This is a genomic window from Salmonella bongori NCTC 12419 (genome assembly GCF_000252995.1).
GTDB lineage: Bacteria > Pseudomonadota > Gammaproteobacteria > Enterobacterales > Enterobacteriaceae > Salmonella > Salmonella bongori.
The window spans coordinates 609089-632261 of record NC_015761.1 but is presented as its reverse complement, the minus strand read 5'-3'; the positions used below and the strand labels follow the sequence as shown (position 1 = coordinate 632261).

General features: G+C 52.2%; 23 protein-coding genes and 1 pseudogene. 21 read left to right on the top strand and 3 right to left on the bottom strand.

Translation table 11 applies throughout. The annotated features are described in order from the left end of the window. Window positions 1-18 precede the first annotated feature (18 nt). The 6 genes from lnt (at window position 19) to rihA (ending at window position 6196) form a co-directional block, all read left to right on the top strand. A complete protein-coding gene (lnt, locus tag SBG_RS02915; protein WP_000853077.1) occupies window positions 19-1557 on the top strand; it encodes an apolipoprotein N-acyltransferase in 1539 nt (512 codons plus the stop codon). Window positions 1558-1936: 379 nt separating this feature from the next. Continuing rightward, on the top strand, window positions 1937-2845 hold the full coding sequence (locus SBG_RS02910) for an amino acid ABC transporter substrate-binding protein (protein WP_020843612.1): 909 nt from the start codon (window positions 1937-1939) through the stop codon (window positions 2843-2845). A 159-nt stretch (window positions 2846-3004) separates the two neighbouring features. Then, window positions 3005-3745 carry a glutamate/aspartate ABC transporter permease GltJ gene (gene gltJ / locus SBG_RS02905; RefSeq protein ID WP_000020927.1) on the top strand — a complete coding sequence of 247 codons (741 nt, stop codon included), beginning with the start codon at window positions 3005-3007 and terminating at the stop codon, window positions 3743-3745. After that, window positions 3745-4419, top strand: coding sequence for a glutamate/aspartate ABC transporter permease GltK (gene gltK, locus SBG_RS02900; protein WP_000272803.1), 675 nt, complete (start codon window positions 3745-3747; stop codon window positions 4417-4419). The genes gltJ and gltK overlap by 1 nt, the downstream gene beginning before the upstream one ends. Beyond that, complete coding sequence (gltL, locus tag SBG_RS02895) at window positions 4419-5144, top strand: glutamate/aspartate ABC transporter ATP-binding protein GltL (RefSeq protein ID WP_000631373.1); 726 nt, start codon at window positions 4419-4421, stop codon at window positions 5142-5144. The genes gltK and gltL overlap by 1 nt, the downstream gene beginning before the upstream one ends. Window positions 5145-5260: 116 nt before the next feature. After that, complete coding sequence (gene rihA / locus SBG_RS02890; RefSeq protein WP_001207595.1) at window positions 5261-6196, top strand: pyrimidine-specific ribonucleoside hydrolase RihA; 936 nt, start codon at window positions 5261-5263, stop codon at window positions 6194-6196. Window positions 6197-6290: 94 nt separating this feature from the next. Here rihA and SBG_RS02885 read toward each other — a convergent pair whose 3' ends face one another. Together SBG_RS02885 and SBG_RS02880 are read right to left on the bottom strand one after the other, a co-directional pair. Continuing rightward, window positions 6291-6764 carry a zinc ribbon-containing protein gene (locus SBG_RS02885; protein WP_001044882.1) on the bottom strand — a complete coding sequence of 158 codons (474 nt, stop codon included), beginning with the start codon at window positions 6762-6764 and terminating at the stop codon, window positions 6291-6293. Between the two features lie 46 nt (window positions 6765-6810). Continuing rightward, window positions 6811-7002 carry a hypothetical protein gene (locus tag SBG_RS02880; RefSeq protein ID WP_138993375.1) on the bottom strand — a complete coding sequence of 64 codons (192 nt, stop codon included), beginning with the start codon at window positions 7000-7002 and terminating at the stop codon, window positions 6811-6813. Between the two features lie 280 nt (window positions 7003-7282). On the opposite strand from SBG_RS02880, the gene leuS reads away from it, so the two are divergent. The 15 genes and pseudogenes from leuS to lipA all read left to right on the top strand — a co-directional run bounded on the left by leuS (window position 7283) and on the right by lipA (window position 22840). Continuing rightward, window positions 7283-9865 (top strand): leucine--tRNA ligase, encoded by a 2583-nt coding sequence (leuS, locus tag SBG_RS02875; protein ID WP_001157883.1) that lies wholly within the window; start codon window positions 7283-7285, stop codon window positions 9863-9865. Between the two features lie 14 nt (window positions 9866-9879). Beyond that, on the top strand, window positions 9880-10470 hold the full coding sequence (lptE, locus tag SBG_RS02870) for an LPS assembly lipoprotein LptE (RefSeq protein WP_001269956.1): 591 nt from the start codon (window positions 9880-9882) through the stop codon (window positions 10468-10470). Beyond that, window positions 10470-11501 (top strand): DNA polymerase III subunit delta, encoded by a 1032-nt coding sequence (holA, locus tag SBG_RS02865; RefSeq protein ID WP_000620488.1) that lies wholly within the window; start codon window positions 10470-10472, stop codon window positions 11499-11501. The genes lptE and holA overlap by 1 nt, the downstream gene beginning before the upstream one ends. A gap of 1 nt (window position 11502) precedes the next feature. Then, the gene (gene nadD / locus SBG_RS02860; protein WP_015702759.1) at window positions 11503-12144 is read left to right on the top strand and encodes a nicotinate-nucleotide adenylyltransferase; all 642 of its coding nucleotides are present in this window, start codon (window positions 11503-11505) and stop codon (window positions 12142-12144) included. A 43-nt stretch (window positions 12145-12187) separates the two neighbouring features. Further along, window positions 12188-12672, top strand: a pseudogene (locus SBG_RS02855) (histidine phosphatase family protein); the annotation flags it as partial. A 312-nt stretch (window positions 12673-12984) separates the two neighbouring features. Further along, window positions 12985-13302: a ribosome silencing factor gene (gene rsfS, locus SBG_RS02845; protein ID WP_001161670.1), complete on the top strand. Its 318-nt coding sequence runs from the start codon at window positions 12985-12987 to the stop codon at window positions 13300-13302. Window positions 13303-13305: 3 nt separating this feature from the next. After that, window positions 13306-13773, top strand: coding sequence for a 23S rRNA (pseudouridine(1915)-N(3))-methyltransferase RlmH (rlmH, locus tag SBG_RS02840; RefSeq protein WP_000776107.1), 468 nt, complete (start codon window positions 13306-13308; stop codon window positions 13771-13773). A gap of 30 nt (window positions 13774-13803) precedes the next feature. Beyond that, the gene (gene mrdA / locus SBG_RS02835; protein ID WP_000813319.1) at window positions 13804-15705 is read left to right on the top strand and encodes a peptidoglycan DD-transpeptidase MrdA; all 1902 of its coding nucleotides are present in this window, start codon (window positions 13804-13806) and stop codon (window positions 15703-15705) included. 2 nt (window positions 15706-15707) lie between these two features. After that, a complete protein-coding gene (gene mrdB / locus SBG_RS02830) occupies window positions 15708-16820 on the top strand; it encodes a peptidoglycan glycosyltransferase MrdB (RefSeq protein WP_000131712.1) in 1113 nt (370 codons plus the stop codon). Between the two features lie 10 nt (window positions 16821-16830). Then, window positions 16831-17952, top strand: a complete 1122-nt coding sequence (gene rlpA / locus SBG_RS02825; protein WP_001231312.1) for an endolytic peptidoglycan transglycosylase RlpA — start codon at window positions 16831-16833, stop codon at window positions 17950-17952. Between the two features lie 139 nt (window positions 17953-18091). Beyond that, on the top strand, window positions 18092-19303 hold the full coding sequence (gene dacA, locus SBG_RS02820) for a D-alanyl-D-alanine carboxypeptidase DacA (RefSeq protein ID WP_000858710.1): 1212 nt from the start codon (window positions 18092-18094) through the stop codon (window positions 19301-19303). Window positions 19304-19410: 107 nt separating this feature from the next. Continuing rightward, window positions 19411-19674 carry a DUF493 family protein YbeD gene (gene ybeD / locus SBG_RS02815; RefSeq protein WP_000850547.1) on the top strand — a complete coding sequence of 88 codons (264 nt, stop codon included), beginning with the start codon at window positions 19411-19413 and terminating at the stop codon, window positions 19672-19674. A gap of 99 nt (window positions 19675-19773) precedes the next feature. Next, window positions 19774-20415 carry a lipoyl(octanoyl) transferase LipB gene (lipB, locus tag SBG_RS02810; RefSeq protein WP_000284003.1) on the top strand — a complete coding sequence of 214 codons (642 nt, stop codon included), beginning with the start codon at window positions 19774-19776 and terminating at the stop codon, window positions 20413-20415. Between the two features lie 300 nt (window positions 20416-20715). Then, complete coding sequence (locus SBG_RS02805) at window positions 20716-21669, top strand: YbeF family transcriptional regulator (RefSeq protein ID WP_001282839.1); 954 nt, start codon at window positions 20716-20718, stop codon at window positions 21667-21669. 205 nt (window positions 21670-21874) lie between these two features. Beyond that, the gene (gene lipA / locus SBG_RS02800) at window positions 21875-22840 is read left to right on the top strand and encodes a lipoyl synthase (protein ID WP_000042643.1); all 966 of its coding nucleotides are present in this window, start codon (window positions 21875-21877) and stop codon (window positions 22838-22840) included. An 86-nt stretch (window positions 22841-22926) separates the two neighbouring features. Here the strand turns inward: lipA and tatE are convergent, their stop codons facing one another. Next, window positions 22927-23130, bottom strand: a complete 204-nt coding sequence (gene tatE / locus SBG_RS02795; protein ID WP_000503937.1) for a twin-arginine translocase subunit TatE — start codon at window positions 23128-23130, stop codon at window positions 22927-22929. Between the last annotated feature and the right edge of the window lie 43 nt (window positions 23131-23173).

The following is a 23173-nucleotide window of genomic DNA, read 5'->3' as shown; positions in this document are numbered from 1 at the left end:
AATTGGATTGAAGACTACATGGCATTTGCCTCCCTAATTGAACGCCAGCGCATTCGCCTGCTGCTGGCGTTATTATTCGGCGCCTGTGGAACATTGGCGTTTTCTCCCTATGACGTCTGGCCGGCGGCCATCGTGTCGCTTATCGGGCTACAGGCGTTAACATTTAACCGCCGCCCACTCCAGTCTGCCGCCATTGGCTACGTCTGGGGACTCGGGCTTTTTGGCACCGGGATTAACTGGGTTTACGTCAGTATCGCCCAGTTTGGCGGGATGCCGGGGCCGGTTAACGTTTTTCTGGTGGTGCTGCTTGCGGCTTATCTCTCGCTCTATACCGGATTATTTGCCGGTATTCTGTCGCGCCTATGGCCACAAACGAACTGGCTGCGCGTGGCGATCGCTGCACCTGCAATCTGGCAAATCACCGAATTTCTTCGCGGCTGGGTGCTGACTGGCTTCCCCTGGCTGCAATTTGGCTACAGTCAGGTCGACGGTCCGCTAAAAGGTCTGGCGCCGATGATGGGCGTCGAAGCCATCAACTTCCTGCTGATGATGACGAGCGGCCTGCTAGCGCTGGCATTAGCGACACGGAACTGGCGTCCGCTGGTTGCCGCCGTCATTCTGTTTGCTCTGCCCTTCCCGCTACGCTATATCCAGTGGTTTACGCTGGAACCGGCCAAAGCGACTCAGGTATCGTTGGTACAGGGCGATATTCCACAGTCGCTGAAGTGGGACGAAAATCAGCTACTGAATACGCTAAAAATTTATCTCAACGAAACCCGCCCCGCGCTAGGAAAATCACAGATTATTATCTGGCCAGAGTCGGCGATTCCGGATCTCGAAATCAACCAGCAGCCTTTCCTTCGTTCGCTGGACGAGATGCTACGCGAAAAAAATAGCACGCTGATTACCGGCATTGTCGATGCGCGTCTCAATAAAGAAAACCGCTACGACACCTACAACACGATTATCACGCTGGGCAAAGATAACCCATACAGTTATGACTCGCCCAATCGCTACAATAAAAATCATCTTGTGCCGTTTGGCGAGTTTGTGCCGCTGGAGTCTATTTTGCGCCCGCTGGCGCCGTTCTTCGATCTGCCGATGTCTTCCTTTAGCCGCGGCCCTTATATTCAGCCGCAATTACATGCACACGACTATAAGCTGACGGCAGCGATCTGTTATGAAATTATTCTCGGCGAGCAGGTTCGCGATAATTTCCGTCCGGATACGGATTATCTGCTGACGATTTCTAATGATGCCTGGTTCGGTAAGTCCATCGGCCCGTGGCAGCATTTCCAGATGGCGCGGATGCGTGCGCTTGAGCTGGCGCGTCCGCTCCTGCGCAGTACCAATAATGGTATTACGGCAGTGATTGGTCCGCAGGGCGAAATCCAGGCGATGATCCCGCAGTTCACGCGTCAGGTACTGACGGCCAAAGTGACGCCAACCACAGGTTTGACACCCTATGCCCGTACCGGCCACTGGCCGCTATGGATACTGACCGCACTGTTTGCTTTTGGCGCAGTGGTGATGAGTCTGCGGCAGCGGCGTAAATAATCCTTTCTCCAGGCCGGATGCGCTAAATGCACCGGCTTTTCACCGCCCCGCCGGATGGTTCTTATCCGGCCTACTCTCCTTCGTCATTCTGGCACGTCTGTTGCTTTGTTATATGTGGTAAACCCGTTTTGGCTATCAGTGCCACCGAAGCGCACCCAAATCGCTCGGCGGCAGCACCCGAATGGTGCAATGTAAGATTTTTGCCTCTGAACGGTGCGGCGCACTTCGCAAAAATAAACAATATCGCAGCAAAATATTTACAACAAGCCAAACTAAATGTTAACAAACACGTATAACACTGCACGCGCAAGTTGCAGGCAATAACAACATCACAATAGCTATCAATGCGTCGTTGGCGCAGATGATAAAGGAGTTGGATATGCAATTACGTAAGCTAACCACAGCAATGCTGGTAATGGGACTGTCTGCGGGCCTTGCGCACGCAGAAGATGGCGCGCCTGCCGCCGGTAGCACTCTGGACAAAATCGCCAAAAATGGCGTTATCGTCGTTGGGCATCGCGAATCTTCTGTCCCTTTTTCTTATTACGACAACCAGCAGAAAGTGGTCGGCTATTCCCAGGACTACTCCAATGCCATTGTGGAAGCGGTAAAAAAGAAACTCAACAAACCCGATCTGCAAGTTAAGCTGATCCCTATCACCTCGCAAAACCGCATCCCACTGTTGCAAAACGGGACGTTCGATTTTGAATGCGGTTCAACGACCAATAACCTTGAGCGCCAAAAACAGGCCGCCTTTTCCGATACGATTTTCGTCGTCGGAACGCGCTTGCTGACCAAAAAAGGCGGCGATATTAAAGATTTTCCGGATCTGAAAGGAAAAGCGGTTGTTGTGACCTCCGGAACCACCTCTGAAATCTTGCTGCATAAGCTTAACGAAGAGCAAAAAATGGGGATGCGCATTATTAGCGCGAAAGACCACGGCGACTCATTCCGTACCCTGGAAAGCGGCCGTGCTGTTGCTTTTATGATGGATGATGCGTTGCTGGCCGGTGAACGCGCCAAAGCGAAGAAGCCGGATAACTGGGAGATCGTCGGAAAACCCCAGTCTCAGGAAGCTTACGGCTGTATGCTGCGTAAAAACGACCCACAATTCAAAAAGCTGATGGATGACACTATCGCCCAGGCGCAAACCTCCGGCATTGCTGCAAAATGGTTCGATAAGTGGTTCAAAAATCCGATCCCACCGAAAAACCTGAACATGAATTTCGAGTTGTCTGACGAGATGAAAGCGTTGTTCAAAGAACCGAATGATAAAGCACTTAACTAACTAAAAATAATAGGGCGGGAACTCCTGCCCTCTCGATTGTCGCTCAGCACGGACAGACTATAAGCCTGATGGTCGTTCCCCATCGGGCCTGAAACCGCAAATCGCCGGGCAACAATCTTCGAGGGTAGCGCTGCTACCCTTTTTTTTCGGAGTAGAGGTATGTCAATAGACTGGAACTGGGGGATTTTTTTACAAGAAGCCCCCTTCGGCAACACCACCTATCTCGGCTGGCTATGGAGTGGCTTTCAGGTCACTGTAGCCCTCTCGATTACCGCCTGGATTATCGCTTTCCTGGTCGGATCTATTTTCGGCATTTTACGTACCGTTCCCAACCGCTTCCTCGCCGGGCTGGGCACGCTATATGTTGAGTTGTTTCGTAACGTTCCCCTGATCGTACAGTTCTTCACCTGGTATCTGGTAGTACCTGAGCTATTGCCGGAAAATATCGGCATGTGGTTTAAGGCGGAGCTTGATCCCAATATACAATTTTTCCTCTCTTCTATGATCTGTCTGGGACTGTTTACCGCTGCCCGCGTTTGCGAACAGGTACGCGCGGCTATTCAGTCCCTTCCCCGCGGGCAAAAGAACGCGGCGTTGGCGATGGGGCTGACACTGCCGCAGGCATACCGCTATGTGCTGCTGCCGAATGCCTATCGCGTTATCGTACCGCCGATGACATCGGAGATGATGAACCTGGTGAAAAACTCGGCTATCGCTTCAACCATCGGTCTGGTAGACATGGCGGCGCAGGCAGGCAAGCTGCTGGATTACTCGGCGCACGCCTGGGAATCCTTCACCGCCATTACACTGGCCTATGTGTTGATTAACGCGGTCATCATGCTGGTCATGAGTTTGGTTGAACGTAAAGTTCGCCTGCCGGGCAACGTGGGGAGTAAATAATGTACGAGTTTGACTGGAGTTCTATTATCCCCTCAATGCCCTATCTATTGGCCGGGTTAGTCATCACACTAAAGATCACCGTCACCGCCGTTGTCGTGGGGATAGTCTGGGGAACTATTCTGGCTGTAATGCGCCTTTCAAGCTTTGCCCCCATCGCCTGGTTCGCGAAGGCGTACGTTAACGTTTTCCGTTCCATACCGTTGGTTATGGTCTTGCTATGGTTCTATCTGATTGTGCCCGGCTTTCTGCAAAACGTGCTGGGACTATCGCCGAAAACCGATATCCGTCTGATCTCCGCGATGGTCGCATTCTCAATGTTTGAAGCGGCCTACTATTCCGAGATTATTCGCGCCGGCATTCAGAGTATTTCTCGCGGGCAATCCAGCGCCGCGCTGGCGCTGGGGATGACCCACTGGCAATCCATGAAGTTGATTATTTTGCCGCAGGCGTTTCGGGCGATGGTGCCGCTGCTGCTTACACAGGGCATCGTGCTATTTCAGGATACTTCTTTAGTGTATGTATTAAGTCTGGCGGACTTCTTCCGCACTGCGTCTACTATCGGCGAACGTGACGGTACTCAGGTCGAAATGATTCTGTTCGCCGGCGCCGTTTATTTTGTTATCAGCCTGAGCGCGTCGTTGCTGGTCAGCTATTTGAAGAAAAGGACAGTTTAATGATTACCCTGAAAAATGTTTCAAAATGGTATGGTCACTTTCAGGTGCTGACCGATTGTTCAACAGAAGTGAAAAAAGGCGAAGTCGTGGTGGTTTGCGGGCCATCGGGTTCCGGTAAATCAACGCTGATTAAAACTGTCAATGGTCTGGAACCGGTGCAAAAAGGCGAAATCACCGTTAACGGCATTATTGTGAACGACAAAAAAACCGATCTGGCGAAACTCCGCTCCCGTGTGGGTATGGTGTTCCAGCACTTTGAGCTATTTCCCCATTTGTCGATCATCGAAAACCTGACTCTGGCGCAGGTGAAAGTACTGAAACGCGATAAAGCTGCCGCCCGCGAGAAAGGGCTCAAGCTACTGGAACGCGTTGGGCTCTCGGCGCATGCCAATAAATATCCTGCTCAGCTTTCCGGTGGTCAGCAGCAGCGCGTCGCGATTGCCCGCGCGCTGTGTATGGACCCCATCGCGATGTTATTCGATGAACCGACTTCCGCGCTTGATCCTGAAATGATCAACGAGGTGCTGGACGTGATGGTCGAGCTGGCGAACGAAGGGATGACCATGATGGTGGTAACGCACGAAATGGGCTTTGCCCGTAAAGTGGCGAACCGGGTGATCTTTATGGATGAAGGTAAAATCGTTGAAGACTCGCCAAAAGAGGAGTTCTTCGCTAACCCCAGCTCCGATCGCGCAAAAGACTTCCTTGCGAAAATCCTGCACTAATCCTCCCGGCGCGCACGTCAGAGTGCGCGCTATCTCACGATTTACCGCTTCGCTTCTCGAAACGTATCCAGCCGGGCGTTAACCTTGTCACAAAGTACCGCTTACAAGGAGCCACAATGGCACTGCCCATGATTATTGATTGCGATCCAGGTCATGATGACGCGATCGCCCTCGTTCTCGCCCTCGCCTCCCCTGAACTGGAGGTCAAAGCCATTACCTCCTCGGCTGGCAACCAGACGCCGGATAAGACGCTGCGCAACGTGCTGCGGATGCTGACGCTGCTCAAACGCCCGGATATTCCGGTGGCGGCAGGCGCGGTGAAACCGCTAATGCGTGAACTGATCATCGCCGATAACGTCCACGGCGAAAGTGGGCTGGACGGTCCGGCTTTGCCGGAGCCCTCATTTTTGCCGCAACGCTGCAGCGCAGTTGAACTGATGGCAAAAACCCTGCGCGAGAGCGCACAACCGGTCACCATCGTCTCCACTGGCCCACAGACCAACGTGGCGCTGTTGCTGAATAGCCATCCGGAACTGCATACGAAAATCGCCCGCATTGTGATCATGGGCGGCGCAATGGGTTTGGGGAACTGGACGCCCGCTGCCGAGTTCAACATTTTCGTCGACCCGGAAGCGGCGGAAATCGTCTTCCAGTCAGGCATTCCGGTGGTGATGGCCGGGCTGGACGTCACCCATAAGGCACAGATTCACGCTGCCGATATCGAACGCTTCCGCGCGATTGGCAACCCCATTTCCACCATCGTCGCCGAGCTGTTGGACTTCTTTATGGAGTACCACAAAGACGAAAAATGGGGATTTGTCGGCGCGCCGCTGCACGACCCGTGCACCATCGCCTGGCTACTAAAACCTGAGCTATTCACCACCATTGAACGCTGGGTTGGCGTCGAAACACAGGGGAAATATACCCAGGGGATGACGGTCGTGGATTATTATTTCCTGACCGGGAACAAACCTAATACCACCGTAATGGTGGATATCGATCGTGAAGGATTTGTCGATCTCCTGGCGGAACGGCTGAAGTTTTACGCGTAATATCTGCCGGATGGCGGCTTCACCTTATCCGGCTACAGAAATGATTTTTCCAGGCCGGATAAGGCGCAACGCATCGCCCTCCGGCGAGGATAAATTACGGCTCAAACGGTCTTCTCTGAAACTGGTCATGACCGCATTTCGGGCACAGCGGCAGCACATCCGGCGTATAAACCGCCAAATGGAAATGACACTTCTCACACACCAGATTTCCCAGCCCCACCACTTCGCCACTGTGATACACGCCGTGGTGATTCAAATCCTGGAAGACTTCACGCCATTCCAGCTGGGTCTTGTCGGTAATATCGGCAAGTTCCTGCCACAGGCTCTCTTTAATAACCCGCATAAAAACACTGTCGTCCTGGCTCTCTTCGTAGCTCATGGCGAACTCTTCCAGATCGCGTCTGACGGCGCGCGTTAGCTCATCCACCTCGGTTCGCGTTAACTCCCCTGTTTGCAGCACACGCTGGCGCGCCTGCTCCACCAGCGCATCAATATCGCGCTCTCCATTGCGTAAACGCTCACTTAAGGAGGCCACCAGTTCACGGTAATATTGAGCAACCTTGTTCATCACTTCGTCTCCCGGGTCGTTAACTGCCTATAATAATAGACGTTATTTACGTTACGCTTTGCAAGCCTGCCCACAGAGTCTGTAAATTCTTGTCAGCTGATTCTCGTATCCCGCGCATTAGCGAGATACGATCGACATTTAACTGCTTCGCCATGCCAATAAACATTGAAGTGGTTTCGCCAGCCGTGATGACGTTATCTTCAGGGTAAATCACTACGATATTTTTTTCACAATTCACGCCTTTGTTATGGTTCTGCTTTCTTGTGCTAAAAAGCATCCTGATTATTAATATTATGTTTTATATAGTTTTATTTTGAGAGCCTTGCCTGACGGTTGGAAGAACTGCGGTAATTTGTCTCAGCGAGGGCGCATTTTGCCTCGCCTCTTCATGGACGCCAGACGCGACAAATGTTCTACCCCCTGTTTTGACGCGGGCGTTTGGGCTATGCTATGCGGATCTAAACACCACCTTTAAAGCTACATTTGTAGCTGTATTGAAAACAGGACTACTGGCTGCCATGCAAGAGCAATACCGCCCGGAAGAGATAGAATCCAAAGTACAGCTTCACTGGGATGAGAAGCGCACATTTGAAGTGACCGAAGACGAGAGCAAAGAGAAGTATTACTGCCTGTCGATGCTTCCCTATCCTTCTGGCCGACTACACATGGGCCACGTACGTAACTACACCATCGGTGATGTGATCGCCCGCTACCAGCGTATGCTGGGTAAAAACGTGCTGCAGCCTATCGGCTGGGACGCGTTTGGCTTGCCTGCGGAAGGCGCGGCGGTGAAAAACAATACCGCGCCAGCACCGTGGACGTATGACAACATCGCGTATATGAAAAACCAGCTCAAAATGCTGGGTTTCGGCTATGACTGGAGCCGCGAGCTGGCGACCTGCACCCCGGAATACTATCGTTGGGAACAGAAATTCTTCACCGAGCTGTATAAAAAAGGCCTGGTGTACAAGAAGACTTCCGCCGTTAACTGGTGTCCGAACGATCAGACCGTTCTCGCCAACGAACAGGTGATCGACGGCTGCTGCTGGCGCTGCGATAGCAAAGTTGAGCGTAAAGAGATCCCACAGTGGTTTATCAAAATCACCGCTTATGCGGAAGAACTGCTGGGCGATCTGGATAAACTGGATCACTGGCCGGATACCGTTAAGACCATGCAGCGCAACTGGATCGGTCGCTCGGAAGGCGTGGAAATCACCTTCGACGTTAAGGGTTACGATAACACGTTGACCGTGTATACCACCCGTCCAGATACCTTTATGGGCGCCACTTACCTGGCGGTGGCCGCGGGTCACCCGCTTAGCGTTAAAGCCGCGGCAAATAATCCTGATCTGGCGACGTTCATTGACGAATGTCGCAACACTAAAGTGGCCGAAGCTGAAATGGCGACGATGGAGAAAAAAGGCGTCGACACTGGCTTTAAAGCGATTCACCCATTAACCGGCGAAGAGATCCCGGTGTGGGCGGCAAACTTTGTCCTGATGGAGTACGGCACTGGCGCGGTGATGGCCGTTCCGGGTCACGATCAGCGCGACTATGAGTTTGCCACCAAATACGGTTTAACCATCAAACCGGTGATTCTGGCCGCTGACGGCTCTGAGCCCGATTTATCTGAGCAGGCGCTGACTGAAAAAGGCGTGCTGTTTAACTCCGGCGAGTTCAATGGTCTGGGCTTTGAAGACGCTTTCAACGCCATTGCCGATAAGCTGGCATCCCTTGGCGTCGGCGAACGTAAAGTGAACTATCGCCTGCGCGACTGGGGTGTCTCCCGTCAGCGCTACTGGGGCGCGCCGATCCCAATGGTCACCCTGGAAGACGGCACCGTGATCCCGACACCGGAAGATCAACTGCCGGTTATTCTGCCAGAAGACGTCGTCATGGACGGCATCACCAGCCCGATCAAGGCCGATCCCGAGTGGGCGAAAACGACCGTTAACGGTATGCCTGCGCTGCGTGAAACCGACACCTTCGATACCTTTATGGAATCGTCATGGTACTACGCGCGTTACACCTGTCCACAGTATCAGGAAGGTATGCTGGATTCGAAAGCGGCAAACTACTGGCTGCCAGTGGATATCTATATCGGCGGCATTGAGCACGCCATTATGCACCTGCTCTACTTCCGCTTCTTCCATAAGCTGATGCGCGACGCGGGCATGGTGAACTCTGACGAACCGGCTAAGCAGTTGCTGTGTCAGGGCATGGTGCTAGCGGATGCGTTCTATTATGTCGGTGAAAACGGCGAGCGTAACTGGGTTTCACCCGTTGACGCTATCGTCGAGCGCGATGAAAAAGGCCGTATCGTGAAAGCAAAAGACGCAGCGGGTCATGAGCTGGTCTACACTGGCATGAGTAAAATGTCCAAGTCCAAAAATAACGGTATCGACCCGCAAGTGATGGTTGAACGTTATGGCGCGGATACGGTACGCCTGTTTATGATGTTCGCTTCTCCGGCTGACATGACTCTGGAATGGCAGGAGTCCGGCGTAGAAGGCGCAAACCGCTTTATTAAACGCGTCTGGAAGCTGGTTTACGAGCATACCGCTAAAGGGTCTGTCGCGGCGCTGAACGTAGATACACTGAACGATGAACAAAAAGCGTTGCGTCGTGATGTGCATAAAACCATCGCCAAAGTGACCGATGATATTGGCCGCCGTCAGACGTTCAACACCGCGATCGCGGCGATTATGGAGCTGATGAATAAACTGGCGAAAGCGCCGCAGGAAAGCGAGCAGGACAGAGCACTGATGCATGAAGCTCTGCTGGCGGTTGTGCGTATGCTTAACCCGTTCACGCCGCATGTTTGCTTTACCTTGTGGCAGGCGCTGGAAGGCGAAGGCGATATTGATAACGCACCGTGGCCAGTGGCGGACGATAAAGCGATGGTCGAAGAGTCTACGCTGGTTGTGGTGCAGGTTAACGGTAAAGTGCGCGGTAAGATCACCGTACCGGTAAATGCAACTGAAGAGCAGGTGCGCGAGCGCGCAGGCCAGGAACATCTGGTCGCAAAATATCTTGATGGCGTTACCGTACGTAAAGTGATTTACGTACCGGGTAAACTCCTCAATCTGGTTGTTGGCTAAGCGCGGGAGGAAGCGTGCGATATCTGGTAACACTGGTGTTATCTCTGGCGGTGCTGGTCACCGCCGGATGTGGCTGGCATCTGCGTAGCACTACGCAGGTTCCGGCTTCAATGAAAACGATGATCCTCGATTCAGGCGATCCGAACGGCCCGTTAAGCCGTGCGGTACGTAATCAGTTACGGCTGAATAACGTAAACCTGCTTGAAAAAGACACAACGCGCAAAGACGTTCCGTCTCTGCGGCTTGGAGCAGTGACTATTTCGCAGGATACGGCGTCAGTGTTCCAGGACGGCCAGACGGCGGAATACCAAATGGTGATGACCGTCAACGCTTCGGTATTGATTCCGGGCCATGACATCTATCCTATCAGCACGAAAGTGTACCGTTCGTTCTTCGATAACCCGCAGATGGCGCTGGCGAAGGATAACGAACAGGCAATGATCGTTCAGGAAATGTACGACAAAGCCGCCGAGCAGTTGATTCGTAAGCTGACCAGTGTCCGTGCGGCGGATATTGAGGCGACAAAAGAAGCGGCGACCGCTGACAACGCGACGACGACATCCGCCGCCACGCCAGCACGCGTCTCCACTACGCTGAGTAACTAATGATCAGGTTGTATCCTGAACAACTCCGCGCGCAGCTCAAAGAGGGGCTGCGCGCGGCATATCTGTTATTGGGCAACGATCCGCTGCTATTACAGGAAAGCCAGGACGCTATACGTCTGGCTGCCACATCACAAGGCTTCGAAGAACATCACGCGTTTACGCTTGATCCCAGTACCGACTGGGAGGCGCTTTTCTCACTTTGTCAGGCGATGAGCCTGTTCGCCAGTCGTCAAACGCTGGTGCTGCAATTGCCTGAAAACGGGCCTAACGCGGCAATGAATGAGCAGCTCGCCACACTGAGCCGTTTACTGCATGATGACTTGCTGCTCATTGTGCGCGGCAACAAGCTCACCAAAGCCCAGGAAAACGCCGTCTGGTATACCACACTGGCAGAGCGTAGCGTTCAGGTCAGTTGCCAGACGCCGGAACAGGCGCAACTTCCCCGTTGGGTAGCCGCCAGAGCGAAAGCGCAGAATTTGCAGCTGGATGACGCCGCAAACCAACTGTTGTGCTATTGCTACGAGGGCAATCTGCTGGCGCTGGCGCAGGCGCTGGAACGGTTGTCACTGCTCTGGCCTGACGGTAAATTAACGCTCCCTCGAGTGGAGCAGGCCGTCAATGACGCCGCCCATTTTACCCCTTTCCACTGGGTAGATGCATTACTGATGGGGAAAAGCAAACGGGCGCTGCATATCCTGCAACAATTACGTCTGGAAGGCAGCGAGCCAGTTATTCTGCTGCGTACGCTACAGCGAGAGCTGCTGCTACTGGTGAATCTCAAACGTCAGTCTGCCCATACGCCGTTGCGTACGCTGTTTGATAAACACCGGGTCTGGCAAAACCGTCGCGCGATGATCGGCGACGCCCTGCAGCGTCTCCATCCTACCCAGCTTCGCCAGGCAGTACAGCTGCTGACGCGCACGGAAATTACACTCAAACAGGACTATGGTCAGTCAGTATGGGCAGAGCTTGAAGGGCTATCGCTCTTGCTCTGCCATAAGGCACTGGCAGATATATTTATTGATGGGTGATATGAAATCGTTACAGGCTTTATTCGGCGGCACCTTTGATCCGGTGCATTATGGACACCTCAAACCCGTTGAAACGCTGGCGAATCTGCTCGGCTTATCGCGGGTAATTATTATGCCCAACAATGTACCGCCGCATCGCCCCCAGCCGGAAGCCTCCAGCGCGCAACGTAAATATATGCTGGAACTCGCTATCGCTGATAAACCGCTTTTTACACTGGATGAACGCGAATTAAAGCGGAATGCGCCATCTTACACTGCACAGACGCTGAAAGAATGGCGTACAGAACAGGGATCTGAGACGCCGCTGGCGTTTATCATCGGCCAGGACTCACTGCTTAACTTCCCTACCTGGCATGATTACGACACGATTCTCGATAATGCGCACCTGATTGTCTGTCGCCGGCCGGGTTACCCGCTTGAAATGACGCAGGCGCATCACCAGCGGTGGCTGGAGCAACATCTGACCCACACGCCGGACGATCTACACCAGTTACCTGCCGGTAAAATTTATCTGGCGGAAACGCCCTGGCTCAATATCTCGGCGACCCTCATCCGCGAACGGCTGGAAAAAGGCGAATCCTGCGACGACCTGCTGCCGGAAAACGTACTTAACTATATTAATCAGCAGGGCCTTTACCGGTAAGTACGTCGCACAGCGCCGACACAGCCGCCCGTTTTGCGCCGCGCTGCGCCTCGCGCCATTTGACAGGGTGTTATGCAGCGAGCTGGAACGCGCGCGTCTTACTGCCCGGCTCATACTGAAGGGGCGCGATGTGCCCCAATATCGTTTATCTGAGCGTAACGAGATATATTTCGGCGACTGGGCAATGTGCCATCACCGCGAGCTCACCCATGAAGATGCTGAAAGTTATGCTGCCTGGTGTACGGACTGGCAGAATACAATTCCGACAAATGGCGCAGATTTTCAGGCACTTGACCGGAGCATGGAGCGCGTTATCTCGCGGCTCGACGCGTTCAGCGATTGCCAGAACCTGCTGATCGTCAGCCATCAGGGCGTACTCAGCCTGTTGATTACCCGTCTGCTCGCGATGCCCGCCGCCTCACTATGGCATTTTCGGGTGGAACGGGGTCCCGGAGTGTAATGGATATATGCGAAGGTTTCGCCACTTTAAAGGTATTAAATAGTCGTGCCGTCTGGCGCCCGGAGTGATGAATTTTCTGTTTTTTCTCGCCGTAGCGGTTTCGCCCATTGACAGCCCCCGACAGGCTGTTATTCTCCGCAGCCAGGCTTTTTTCACCTTTCAGAGCATTGCAGAAATTGTTTTACAAAAATGGCGATGCTTTCTGTAACGTGGGATGGGATGATAACCTGTTTTTAAACGCCGATCCGGCGACATCAGTCCCGGTATCGCCGCTAATTCAGGTATACTACACGGCGTCCCGCCAGAGGGGAGCCCTCGCTGGCCCAGCCTGTTGGCCTTTTTCTATCGTTGTAACGCAATTATTCACCCAGGGGGAAAACTTGCAGGGTAAAGCACTCCAGGATTTTGTTATCGACAAAATTGATGACCTGAAAGGTCAGGACATCATCGCCTTAGATGTTCAGGGTAAATCCAGTATCACCGACTGTATGATTATTTGTACCGGGACATCCAGTCGCCACGTTATGTCTATTGCCGACCACGTCGTACAGTCATCGCGTGCGGCTGGTATGCTGCCGCTGGGCGTTGAAGGCGAAAATGCGGCTGACTGGATTGTTGTTGATCTGGGCGATGTGATTGTGCATGTGATGCAGGAAGAGAGCCGTCGCCTGTATGAACTGGAAAAACTCTGGAGTTAATGCGTGAAGCTGCAACTTGTCGCTGTCGGTACGAAGATGCCCGACTGGGTTCAAACGGGATTTACGGAGTACCTGCGTCGTTTTCCGAAAGACATGCCCTTTGAACTGATCGAAATCCCTGCGGGCAAACGCGGCAAGAATGCGGATATCAAACGCATCCTCGACAAAGAGGGCGAGCAGATGCTGGCCGCCGCGGGTAAAAATCGCATTGTTACGCTGGATATTCCCGGTAAACCATGGGATACGCCACAGTTGGCCAATGAACTGGAGCGCTGGAAACAGGATGGTCGCGACGTCAGTTTGCTGATTGGCGGACCGGAGGGGTTATCCCCCGCCTGTAAAGCGGCAGCGGAACAGAGTTGGTCGCTTTCGGCGTTAACGCTCCCCCACCCACTCGTCCGGGTTCTGGTCGCGGAAAGTTTGTACCGGGCATGGAGCATTACCACCAACCACCCTTATCACCGTGAGTGATCGTGAAGTCTTGAGAAGATTAAGCAGCGGATGAAACAACAAAATTCTTTTCGTGACTATACGGCTGAGTCCGCACTGTTTGTGCGTCGCGCGCTGGTTGCCTTTTTGGGCATTTTGCTGCTGACCGGCGTTCTGATCGCCAATTTGTATAATCTACAAATTCTCCGTTTTACCGATTACCAGACCCGTTCAAACGAAAACCGTATCAAGCTGGTGCCGATCGCACCAAGCCGCGGCATCATTTATGACCGTAATGGCATTCCTCTTGCTCTGAACCGCACTATCTATCAGATAGAAATGATGCCGGAAAAAGTGGATAACGTTCAGCAAACACTGGATGCGCTACGCAGCGTGGTCGATCTGAATGACGACGATATCGCCGCCTTTAAAAAAGAGCGTGCTCGTTCGCATCGCTTTACCTCTATTCCGGTAAAAACGAACCTGACGGAAGTTCAGGTCGCGCGCTTTGCCGTCAACCAGTACCGTTTTCCAGGCGTTGAAGTAAAAGGCTATAAACGCCGCTATTATCCGTACGGTTCGGCGTTAACCCACGTCATCGGCTACGTATCTAAAATCAATGATAAAGACGTAGAGCGTCTCGACAGAGAAAACAAACTGGCAAACTATGCCGCCACTCATGACATCGGCAAGCTTGGCATTGAGCGTTACTATGAAGATATTCTGCATGGGCAAACTGGCTATGAAGAGGTTGAAGTTAATAACCGCGGTCGCGTTATTCGCCAGCTCAAAGAGGTGCCTCCGCAGGCAGGGCACGATATCTACCTGACGCTGGACCTCAAACTCCAGCAGTATATTGAAACGTTGCTGGCAGGCAGCCGGGCGGCGGTGATTGTCACCGATCCACGTACTGGCGGCGTGCTATCGCTGGTCTCTATGCCAAGCTACGACCCAAACCTTTTCGTGGACGGCATCTCCAGTAAAGATTACTCCGGATTGCTTAACGACCCGAACACACCGTTGGTGAACCGCGCGACTCAGGGCGTGTACCCTCCCGCTTCCACCGTGAAGCCTTATGTCGCCGTATCGGCGTTAAGCGCTGGCGTCATCACCCGTAACACCAGTCTTTTCGACCCTGGCTGGTGGCAGTTGCCGGGGTCAGAGAAACGCTACCGCGACTGGAAAAAATGGGGACATGGGCATCTGAACGTCACCAAATCCCTTGAAGAGTCAGCGGATACCTTCTTTTATCAGGTCGCCTATGACATGGGGATTGATCGTCTGTCGGAATGGATGGGTAAGTTCGGCTATGGTCACTATACCGGGATTGATCTTGCAGAAGAGCGCTCGGGTAATATGCCGACCCGCGAATGGAAACTGAAACGCTTTAAAAAACCGTGGTATCAGGGCGATACGATTCCGGTAGGCATTGGCCAGGGCTACTGGACCGCGACGCCGATTCAGATGAGTAAGGCGCTGATGATCCTTATTAACGACGGCGTAGTTAAAGTGCCGCACCTGTTAATGAGCACTGCCGAAAACGGTAAACAGGTGCCGTGGGTACAGCCTCATGAGCCACCGGTAGGCGATATTCACTCCGGCTACTGGGAAATTGCTAAAGATGGTATGTACGGCGTCGCCAACCGTCCCAACGGTACAGCGCATAAATATTTTGCCAGCGCGCCTTATAAAATTGCGGCGAAATCGGGCACCGCGCAGGTCTTTGGCCTGAAGGCCAATGAAACGTACAATGCGCACAAAATCGCCGAACGCCTGCGCGACCATAAATTAATGACCGCCTTTGCGCCGTATAACAACCCTCAAGTCGCCGTCGCGATCATCCTTGAAAACGGCGGCGCAGGCCCGGCAGTGGGCACGATCATGCGCCAAATCCTTGATCACATTATGCTGGGTGACAACAATACCAATTTGCCTGCGGAAAACCCGGTGGTTGCAGCGGCGGAGGACCAATAATCATGACGGATAATCCGAACAAAAAAACCTTCTGGGATAAAATTCATATCGATCCCACGATGTTACTCATTCTGCTGGCATTACTGGTTTACAGCGCGTTAGTCATCTGGAGCGCCAGCGGCCAGGATATCGGTATGATGGAACGTAAAATCGGCCAGATTGCGATGGGGCTGGTCATCATGGTAGTAATGGCGCAGATCCCGCCGCGCGTGTATGAAGGGTGGGCGCCTTATCTCTATATCGTCTGTATCATTCTGCTGGTCGCTGTCGACGCCTTCGGCGCAATATCTAAAGGCGCGCAGCGCTGGCTGGATTTGGGGATTGTGCGCTTTCAGCCCTCGGAGATAGCCAAAATTGCGGTCCCCTTAATGGTCGCCCGCTTTATTAACCGCGACGTCTGCCCGCCATCGCTAAAAAACACCGCCATCGCCCTGGTATTAATTTTTATGCCTACCCTGCTGGTGGCCGCCCAGCCGGATCTGGGGACCTCTATTCTGGTCGCACTTTCCGGCCTCTTTGTCCTGTTTTTGTCTGGTCTCAGCTGGCGTCTGATTGGCGTCGCCATTGTATTGATCGCCGCATTTATCCCCATTTTGTGGTTCTTTTTGATGCATGATTACCAGCGCCAGCGCGTCATGATGCTCCTCGATCCGGAAAGCGATCCGTTGGGCGCGGGTTATCATATTATTCAGTCTAAAATCGCTATTGGCTCAGGCGGACTGCGCGGCAAAGGCTGGCTACATGGCACCCAATCGCAGCTGGAGTTTTTACCCGAACGCCATACCGACTTTATTTTCGCGGTGCTGGCGGAAGAGCTCGGTCTGGTGGGCATCCTGATTCTGCTCGCTCTCTATATTTTGCTGATTATGCGTGGCCTGTGGATTGCCGCCAGAGCGCAAACAACGTTTGGTCGCGTGATGGCTGGCGGGTTAATGTTAATATTATTCGTTTACGTCTTCGTAAATATTGGTATGGTGAGCGGTATTCTGCCTGTTGTCGGAGTACCTTTACCCCTGGTCAGCTATGGGGGCTCCGCACTGATCGTGCTGATGGCCGGGTTCGGGATTGTGATGTCGATCCATACCCACAGAAAAATGTTGTCGAAAAGCGTATAAGGGGTGCGCAATGCGTAAGCAGTTGCCTGTAATCTGCGTCGCGGCAGGAATAGTATTACTCGCGGCATGTACCAATGACGGCGGTCAGCAGCAAACTACCGTCGCACCGCAGCCTGCGGTATGTAATGGTCCGGTGGTTGAAATCAGCGGAGCGGAACCGCGTTATGAACCTCTGAATCCAACCGTAAACCAGGATTATCAGCGTGACGGTAAAAGCTATAAAATCGTTCAGGACCCGTCTCGTTTTAGCCAGGCCGGTCTGGCCGCCATTTATGATGCGGAACCCGGCAGTAATTTGACGGCCTCCGGAGAGATGTTCGATCCGATGCAGCTTACCGCCGCCCATCCGACGCTGCCAATCCCCAGCTATGCACGAATTACTAATCTGGCAAATGGACGCATGATCGTCGTGCGTATTAACGATCGCGGTCCCTATGGCACCGATCGCGTCATTTCACTTTCCCGTGCAGCGGCCGATCGCCTGAACACCTCAAATAATACAAAAGTACGGATTGATCCCATTATCGTGGCGCAGGACGGTTCGCTCTCTGGCCCCGGAATGGTCTGTACTACAGTGGCAAAGCAAACCTACGCTCTGCCCCCCCGCCCTGATTTAAGCGGCGGGATGGAAAGTGTCTCTTCAGCGCCTGCGCAACCGCAAGGCGACGTTCTTCCGGTCAGTAATTCCCCCCTAAAAAGTGACGATACCACTGGCGCTCCGGTGAGCGGCAGCGGCTTCCTGGGTGCGCCAACCACGCTGGCGCCAGGCGTACTGGAAGGTAGCGAACCGACGCCGGCTCTACAGCCAGCGCCGGTTTCCGCGCCGGTTACAGCACCAACGACGGCATCGTCAGTTAGCGCCGCCCCGGTATCGGCTCCGGTGAGCGCGCCAGCCGCCACGACGAACGGTCGTTTCGTTGTTCAGGTCGGCGCCGTCAGCGATCAAACGCGCGCGCAGCAGTACCAACAGCGTTTAAGCCAGCAATTCGGCGTACCGGGACGCGTAATGCAAAACGGCGCAGTCTGGCGTATTCAACTGGGGCCGTTCGCCAGTAAAGCGGATGCCAGCGCATTACAGCAGCGGTTGCAAACAGAAGCACAATTACAGTCCTTTATCGCCAGCGCGCAGTAACATATTGCGGGCATCTGAATTGTCAATTTCCGTAAATGACATTAACAAAGTCACGCGGAAAGTCAGATGCCTGCCGGTTATGCTTTTGCTATAGTAGGGCACTTTTTTTAATTTCATCACGGACGTCGTAGTTCAGACCATGAAGACCACTTTTTCCGCTCGTTTCATGCAGCGCATGGCGCTCACCACGGCGCTTTGTGCCGCATTTATCTCTACCGCACATGCCGATGACCTGAATATCAAAACTATGATCCCGGGTGTTCCGCAGATCGATGCGGAATCTTACATCCTGATCGACTATAACTCCGGCAAAGTTCTGGCGGAACAAAACGCCGACGAACGTCGCGACCCGGCTAGTCTGACGAAGATGATGACCAGTTACGTCATCGGACAGGCAATGAAAGCGGGTAAATTTAAAGAAACCGATCTGGTTACCGTCGGGAATGACGCCTGGGCCACCGGCAATCCGGTATTTAAAGGCTCCTCGTTGATGTTCCTCAAGCCAGGAATGCAAGTACCGGTCTCTCAGTTGATACGCGGCATCAATCTGCAATCCGGCAATGACGCCTGTGTGGCGATGGCTGATTTCGCCGCCGGTAGCCAGGATGCTTTCGTCGGGCTAATGAACAGTTATGTGAACGCGCTGGGGCTGAAAAATACCCATTTCCAGACCGTACACGGCCTTGACGCCGATGGTCAGTACAGTTCGGCGCGCGATATGGCGCTGATTGGCCAGGCGTTAATTCGCGATGTGCCTAACGAATATGCCGTTTATAAAGAAAAAGAATTCACCTTTAACGGTATTCGCCAGTTAAACCGTAATGGTCTGCTGTGGGATAACAGCCTGAATGTGGACGGCATCAAAACCGGCCATACCAGCAAAGCGGGCTATAATCTGGTCGCTTCCGCAACCGAAGGCCAGATGCGGTTGATCTCCGCAGTGATGGGTGGACGTACTTATAAAGGCCGTGAAACAGAAAGCAAAAAACTGCTGACCTGGGGCTTTCGCTTCTTTGAAACCGTTAACCCTTTAAAGGCCGGTAAAGAATTCGCCTCTGAACCTGCCTGGTTTGGTAACACCGATCGCGCCTCGCTGGGTGTAGATAAAGACGTTTACCTGACGATTCCGCGTGGCCGCATGAAAGATTTGAAAGCGAGCTATGTACTGAATAGCGCGGAACTGCACGCGCCTCTGCAAAAAAATCAGGTGGTTGGCACCATCAACTTCCAGCTGGACGGCAAAACTATTGAGCAGCGTCCGTTGGTCGTACTGCAGGAGATCCCGGAAGGAAACTTCTTCGGTAAAATCATTGATTACATTAAATTAATGTTCCATCACTGGTTTGGATAAAAATCGAACACTTGAAAGTGTGATTTGCGTCCCCATATACTAAGCATCAGTAAAACTCCCGTCCTCTGGCGGGAGTTGTTATTTTTTTACGTAATGCCGGAGCTGACATGAAAACCAAACTTAACGAACTGCTTGAATTCCCTACGCCATTTACTTACAAAGTGATGGGGCAGGCGTTACCTGAGCTGGTTGATCAGGTGGTTGAAGTGGTGCAGCGCCATGCGCCTGGTGATTACTCCCCGACGGTAAAACCGAGCAGCAAAGGTAACTACCACTCAGTTTCTATCACCATTAACGCCACTCATATTGAGCAGGTTGAAACTCTGTACGAAGAGTTGGGCAATATCGATATCGTTCGAATGGTATTGTAACGCATCCAGACAGTTACCCGGCCTTGTCCGGGTAACTCTCCCCCTCCCCCGCTGTGATATACTTTCTTCTCTTTTTTCATTCTCTACGGAGATGCCGTTTTGTATCAGGATAAAATCCTTGTCCGCCAGCTCGGCCTTCAGCCCTATGAAGCTATCTCTCAGGCCATGCATGACTTTACCGATATGCGCGATGAAAACAGCTATGATGAAATCTGGCTGGTTGAGCATTACCCGGTTTTTACCCAGGGCCAGGCCGGTAAAGCGGAACATATATTGATGCCCGGCGATATTCCCGTTGTGCAGAGCGATCGTGGAGGACAGGTGACCTATCATGGTCCGGGCCAACAGGTGATGTACGTATTACTTAACCTGAAACGACGCAAACTGGGCGTGCGTGATTTAGTCACCCTACTTGAACAGACCGTGGTGAATACGCTGGCGGAAATTGGCATAGAGGCGCATCCACGTGCCGATGCGCCGGGCGTCTACGTGGGTCAAAAGAAAATTTGCTCCCTGGGGTTACGTATCCGTCGCGGTTGTTCATTTCACGGTCTGGCGCTAAACGTCAACATGGATCTTTCTCCGTTCTTACGCATTAACCCGTGTGGTTATGCTGGAATGGAAATGGCGAAAATATCGCAGTGGAAAGAAGATGCTACCACAGATAATATCGCGCCACGTTTGCTGGAAAATATTTTAGCCCTGCTAAATAATCCACCACATGAATATATTGCTGCTTAATTAGCAAAATATAATGGCCCAAGAAATTTATGGGTCATTAATCATATATGATTTGAATACTTTACTTCTCCTCCCGCTTTCTATATTTTCATTATAACCTGTTGAATCCCCCAGGCGACATGGCCTCTTCAGTCCTCATGATGAGGAATTGTCCGTGAACAAAATCTTGATCTTACCATTACTTATCTTATTGAAATAATTAAAGATATACGTAGCAGAACAAATTTTAAGCCAATATATAAATGCAAGATATATTACTTAATCTATTATTTATAATATGAATAAATCTGGAGCCAGAGCGTGAGTGATAATAACCAGACAGAAAGACAATCTGCCGATCAACATCCCCAGGACAAACCGCAAATTTTCAGAACGCTAAGAAATATCGACCTCAATCTGTTGACGATTTTTGAAGCGGTGTATGTCCATAAAGGGATCGTTAATGCGGCAAAAATACTTAATTTGACGCCGTCAGCTATCAGCCAGTCAATTCAAAAATTACGGACCATATTTCCCGATCCGCTTTTTATTCGAAAAGGTCAGGGCGTAACCCCCACAACGTATGCTTCACATCTGCACGAATACATCAGCCAGGGGCTGGAGTCCATCCTCGGTGCCCTTGACCTCACGGGCAGTTATGATAAACAACGCACCATTACGATTGGCACTACGCCTTCAGTCGGCGCGTTGGTGATGCCCGTCATCTATCAGGCAATCAGATCGCGTTATCCTCAGCTTTTATTGCGCAATATTCCGGTAGACGATGCCGAGAGCCAGTTGAGCCAGTTTCAGACTGATCTGATTATCAATACTCACAGTTATAATAACCGAAGTATTCAGCATCATGTCCTGTTTAGCGATACGCTTGAGATTGTCTGTCGACAGCAGCATCCTTGTCTGGCGTCCACTATCACTGAACAAAAACTGAATAATGCGGATCATACCTTTCTGATGCTTGAGGGACAAAATCTCTCCCTGCTGCGCCAGAGGCTACAGGAGACTTTTCCTGACCAGCAAATCAGCTTTAGCAGTTACAATATTTTTACCATCGCAGCTCTGATCGCCAGTAGCGATCTGCTGGGACTGATGCCCACCCGCTTCTACGCTTTATTTAGTCGCTGCTGGCCGCTCGAACGCATCCCCTACGCGCCGGTGAATAATGAACAGGTCGACTTCTCGCTGCACTACAATAAATTGAGTCTGCGCGATCCGGTGCTGGAGAACGTCATTGATATCATTCGTGGGGCCTTCTGACAAAAATGTTGCATTCAGGTCACGGAAGAGGTGGACAAACAGCACAAAACAACAACTATTTTACATTTTGCCGGGCTGCCAGGCTGCTTTATAGTCCTTATCAATGATATACTGCGTGTCACAAATTCAAAAATAGTTGATAAATACAACTTTCCCTTGAATTGAAACGCTTTCCTTCGTTATTCGCAACTGGAACACGCACGCTATGAGTAAACCCATTGTGATGGAACGCGGTGTAAAATACCGCGATGCCGATAAGATGGCTCTTATCCCGGTCAAAAATGTGGTCACAGAGCGCGACGCTCTGCTACGCAAACCGGAATGGATGAAAATAAAACTTCCGGCGGATTCTACCCGTATCCAGGGCATCAAAGCCGCAATGCGCAAAAATGGCCTGCATTCTGTCTGCGAGGAAGCGTCTTGCCCAAACCTGGCTGAATGTTTCAACCACGGTACGGCCACGTTTATGATCCTCGGCGCAATTTGTACCCGCCGCTGTCCCTTCTGCGATGTCGCCCATGGTCGCCCCGTTGCGCCGGATGCGGAAGAGCCGCAAAAACTGGCGCAAACTATCGCTGATATGGCGCTCCGCTATGTAGTGATCACTTCTGTCGACCGTGACGATCTACGTGACGGCGGTGCCCGGCATTTCGCTGACTGCATCACCGCCATTCGAGCCAAAAGCCCGGAGATAAAAATAGAAACACTGGTGCCGGACTTCCGTGGACGTATGGATCGCGCGCTGGATATTCTCAACGCAACGCCGCCAGACGTGTTTAACCATAACCTTGAAAACGTACCGCGCATTTATCGCCAGGTACGCCCGGGCGCGGATTACAACTGGTCGCTAAAATTACTGGAACGCTTCAAAGAAGCACATCCGGAAATCCCGACTAAATCGGGTCTGATGGTTGGCTTGGGTGAAACTAACGCGGAAATCATTGAGGTTATGCGCGATTTACGCCGTCATGGTGTTACCATGCTGACGCTTGGCCAGTATCTACAGCCAAGCCGCCATCACCTGCCGGTGCAGCGCTATGTCAGTCCGGAAGAGTTTGACGAAATGAAAGCGGAAGCCCTGGCGATGGGCTTTACTCATGCCGCCTGTGGGCCCTTTGTCCGTTCTTCTTATCATGCCGATCTACAGGCCAAAGGCATGGAAGTGAAATGATCGTGTAATACACGCTTACATTTTAGACAGAAAAAAACCGGCACATCGCCGGTTTTTTTACTCTGCAGAGCAAACGCATCGCGCCATTACTCTTTATGAGAGAGTTTTTCAGCCTGAACACCACCGTCGACGTCTTTCTTAACGCCCGCGTCTTCATCGTTCATTGCTTTCTTGAATCCTTTAATCGCCGTGCCCAGGTCTCCACCCAGCGTACGTAACTTCTTGGTACCAAACAGCAGAACGACCAGTGCGGCAACCACCAGCAGTTTGGTAATACTAATCTCACCCATAGATACCTTCTTCACTAAAAACAGGCTGCATAACGCGCCGGAT